The sequence below is a fragment of the Herminiimonas sp. genome, assembly GCF_030645555.1.
In the GTDB taxonomy this organism is placed as follows: Bacteria; Pseudomonadota; Gammaproteobacteria; order Burkholderiales; family Burkholderiaceae_D; genus Oxalicibacterium.
On sequence record NZ_JAUSME010000311.1, the window covers coordinates 1 to 3,534 of the forward strand.

Here is a 3,534-nt window from a genome sequence, read left to right on the forward strand (position 1 = left end):
GGCGATAACGTGTCGATCACAGAGATGTTGATCAACCCGATCGCGATGGAAGAAGGCTTGCGCTTCGCTATACGCGAAGGCGGTCGTACTGTTGGCGCCGGTGTGGTTGCCAAGATTATTGAGTAATAAATGAATTCTTGCGGCGATCTCGATGAGATCGCCGCAAACGATTCAAGTAGTGGTAGTGTTCAAGCGTAGGGGCGTAGCTCAATTGGCAGAGTGTCGGTCTCCAAAACCGAAGGTTGGGGGTTCGAGGCCCTCCGCCCCTGCCACCGATTCTGGTGCAGGGCATCGAAAGTAGAAAAGTATGTCTAATCATCCCGTACAAACTGTTGGCGCGTCAGGCGATAAGATCAAGATCGTTTTGGCGATACTCGTCGCAATCGCGGGCGTAGTTGGATTTTATTTTTTGTCGGACAAGGCAGCGCTGGTGCGCGTTGCTGCATTGGTAGGCGGCCTGGTTGTGGCGATTGCGATCGCATGGACGTCGGCTTCGGGTCGCGACTTTGTTAATTTTTCCAAAGAAGCGGTACGCGAAACCAAAAAAGTAGTGTGGCCAACCCGCAAGGAAGCAGTGCAGATGACTGCCATTGTTTTCGGCTTTGTGTTGGTTATGGCGCTTTTCCTGTGGGGTACGGATAAGTTACTCGAAGTTGTGCTGTACGACCTGATTTTGGGCTGGAAAAGATAATGAGCGACAATATTCAGGAAGGCGCGCAAGACGGTGCGCCTAGCGCCGCTGCTGCAGCTGCTTCCACAAGCAAAAAACGTTGGTATGTCGTGCACGCCTATTCCGGTATGGAAAAGAGCGTGCAGCGTGCGTTGCTGGAGCGCGCAACACGTGCCGGCATGGAAGATAAATTCGGGCAGATTCTGGTGCCTACCGAAGAAGTGATCGAAGTTAAAAACGGTCAGAAATCGGTCAGCGAACGCCGTTTTTTCCCGGGCTATGTGCTCGTCGAAATGGAAATGACCGATGAAACATGGCATCTGGTCAAGAATACGAATAAAGTCACCGGCTTCATCGGTGGCAAGTCGAACAAGCCTACGCCTATTCCGCCGCATGAAGTCGACAAGATCATGCAGCAAATGCAGGATGGCGTCGAAAAGCCGCGTCCAAAAGTCTTGTACGAAGTGGGCGAGTTGGTGCGCATCAAGGATGGTCCGTTCACCGATTTCAACGGCAATGTCGAAGAAGTCAATTACGAGAAATCCAAAGTGCGCGTATCGGTAACGATCTTCGGTCGTGCCACGCCGGTAGAGCTCGAATTCGGCCAGGTCGAAAAAGTTTAAGGAACAAGCGCGGGTCGAAGCGCGGCGCACTGCAGGATTGCCAAATTCGACCAAGGCAGTAAAAAGAGGAGCCACAGTAATGCGCCGCAAGGCAAGTGAACAGGCGCTACCACTCAATCAATGTAGGAGCCATCATGGCAAAGAAAATCATTGGTTTTATCAAGCTGCAAGTTCCAGCTGGTAAAGCAAACCCATCCCCTCCAATCGGACCTGCTCTGGGTCAACGTGGTCTGAACATCATGGAATTCTGCAAAGCGTTCAACGCGCAGACCCAGGGTGTTGAGCCAGGTATGCCAATTCCGGTTGTGATTACTGCATTTGCTGACAAGTCTTTCACTTTCGTGATGAAGACGCCGCCAGCAACGTACCTGATCAAAAAAGCTGCGAACATCACTAAAGGTTCGCCTAAGCCACATACCGACAAAGTCGGCAAGATCACACGTGCGCAAGCTGAAGAAATCGCTACAACTAAACGGCCGGATTTGACGGCTGCCGACATGGATGCTGCCGTGCGTACTATCGCCGGTTCCGCACGTTCCATGGGCATCACGGTGGAGGGTCTGTAATGGCTAAGTTATCCAAACGCGTTAAGGCATTTGCAGCAAAAGTTGATCGTACCAAAGCGTACCCGTTCGACAATGCAGTGACCTTGATCAAGGAATGCGCATCGGCAAAATTCGACGAATCGATCGATATCTCGGTACAACTCGGTGTTGACGCCAAGAAATCTGACCAAGTGGTTCGTGGTTCTGTCGTTTTGCCAGCCGGTACCGGTAAAACAGTACGCGTTGCAGTATTTGCAACCGGTGAAAAAGCAGAGCAGGCGAAAGCTGCTGGTGCTGACATCGTCGGTATGGAAGATCTGGCTGAATCGATCAAGGCTGGCAACATGCCTTTCGATATCGTGATCGCATCGCCAGACACCATGCGTATCGTTGGTACCCTGGGTCAAATCCTCGGACCACGCGGCTTGATGCCTAACCCTAAGGTCGGCACTGTTACGCCTGACGTTGCAACTGCAGTTAAAAATGCAAAAGCAGGTCAAGTGCAATACCGTACCGACAAAGCCGGCATCATCCACACGACGATCGGCCGTAAATCATTTAGCGACGAAGCGCTCAAATCCAACTTGTTGGCCTTGATCGATGCGTTGAACAAAGCCAAGCCAGCAACCATCAAGGGTGTTTACCTGCGCAAGGTTTCGCTGTCGTCGACGATGGGCGCTGGTGTACGCGTCGATCAAACGACTCTGGCTGCTTAAGTTATTGAATCAAGTCCCGTTGCCGGATTTTCGGCAGTGGGCGCATCTTTGGGCTGGACCTGATTCGGCAGGATAGAAGAAGGTTCAGACAATCAAAGACCGTTGGGCGGCGCGCATGCAGTTGGTGTGCAAAGGTAAACATTGCATCGGCAACGATACGATACCCAACGCAGATGGTGTACCCGAACAAGTTTCGTAGTCTCTGCGCTGGTTCGCCAGTATGAACTCCTTAACTTCGGACGCCGTGTTCGAACCGATGCAAGGCAAGCAATCATGATGATTGTGTAAGTGCCGCGTATCATTTTTGGAGGTTGATCTTGAGTCTCAATCTGAATGACAAAAAGGCCGTAGTCGCCGAAATCTCTGCCAAGGTAGCAACGGCACAGACTATCGTCGTGGCCGAATACCGTGGCATCCAGGTTGGTCAATTGACACAACTGCGCGCCAAGGCGCGGGATCAGGGCGTGTACTTGCGCGTATTGAAAAATACGCTGGCTCGTCGCGCTGTTGAAGGTTCCGCATTTGCCGACCTCGCTTCCCACATGACCGGTCCGCTGATCTATTCGATCTCGGATGATGCCGTTGCAGCAGCAAAAGTCATCAATGACTTTGCTAAAACCAACGACAAACTGGTTGTGATAGCAGGTAACTACGCAGGCAAGTCGCTTGATAAAGCGGCTGTTGCAGCGTTGGCAAGTATTCCTAGCCGTGAAGTCCTGCTGGCCCAAGTTTTGGGCATGATGCTGGTTCCGGTTGCGAGCTTTACGCGTGGTCTGGCTGCTCTTGCTGCTAAAAAAGCTGAAGGCGAAGCGCCTGCAGTTGCAGCAGAACCAGTTGCCGAAGTTACCGAAGCAGCAGCGGAATAACAGGTCACCGCACTTGTGCGGCCTGCGCTCTTGTTTCGACGCTTTCGCGTCAGTACCAATCAGATGTAATTATTGAAAAAAATTTAGGAGTTTCAAATGGCAATTAGCAAAGAC

Annotated in this window: 5 protein-coding genes, 1 tRNA gene and 1 pseudogene; all 7 read left to right on the forward strand. The window is 51.7% G+C overall.

The window, feature by feature from the left end:
* Positions 1-126: pseudogene (gene tuf / locus Q7T06_RS11685) on the forward strand (elongation factor Tu); the annotation flags it as partial.
* Positions 127-196: 70 nt separating this feature from the next.
* Positions 197-272: transfer RNA gene (locus tag Q7T06_RS11690), tRNA-Trp, on the forward strand.
* A gap of 35 nt (positions 273-307) precedes the next feature.
* Complete coding sequence (gene secE / locus Q7T06_RS11695; RefSeq protein WP_304784851.1) at positions 308-691, forward strand: preprotein translocase subunit SecE; 384 nt, start codon at positions 308-310, stop codon at positions 689-691.
* Entirely contained in the window at positions 691-1,293 is a 603-nt protein-coding gene (nusG, locus tag Q7T06_RS11700) for a transcription termination/antitermination protein NusG (RefSeq protein WP_304784853.1), read from the forward strand. The genes secE and nusG overlap by 1 nt, the downstream gene beginning before the upstream one ends.
* A 134-nt stretch (positions 1,294-1,427) precedes the next feature.
* A complete protein-coding gene (gene rplK, locus Q7T06_RS11705) occupies positions 1,428-1,859 on the forward strand; it encodes a 50S ribosomal protein L11 (RefSeq protein ID WP_112990589.1) in 432 nt (143 codons plus the stop codon).
* Positions 1,859-2,554: a 50S ribosomal protein L1 gene (rplA, locus tag Q7T06_RS11710; RefSeq protein ID WP_304784857.1), complete on the forward strand. Its 696-nt coding sequence runs from the start codon at positions 1,859-1,861 to the stop codon at positions 2,552-2,554. Before rplK ends, rplA begins: the two co-directional genes overlap by 1 nt.
* 317 nt (positions 2,555-2,871) lie before the next feature.
* The gene (rplJ, locus tag Q7T06_RS11715; RefSeq protein WP_304784859.1) at positions 2,872-3,420 is read left to right on the forward strand and encodes a 50S ribosomal protein L10; all 549 of its coding nucleotides are present in this window, start codon (positions 2,872-2,874) and stop codon (positions 3,418-3,420) included.
* Positions 3,421-3,534 lie beyond the last annotated feature (114 nt).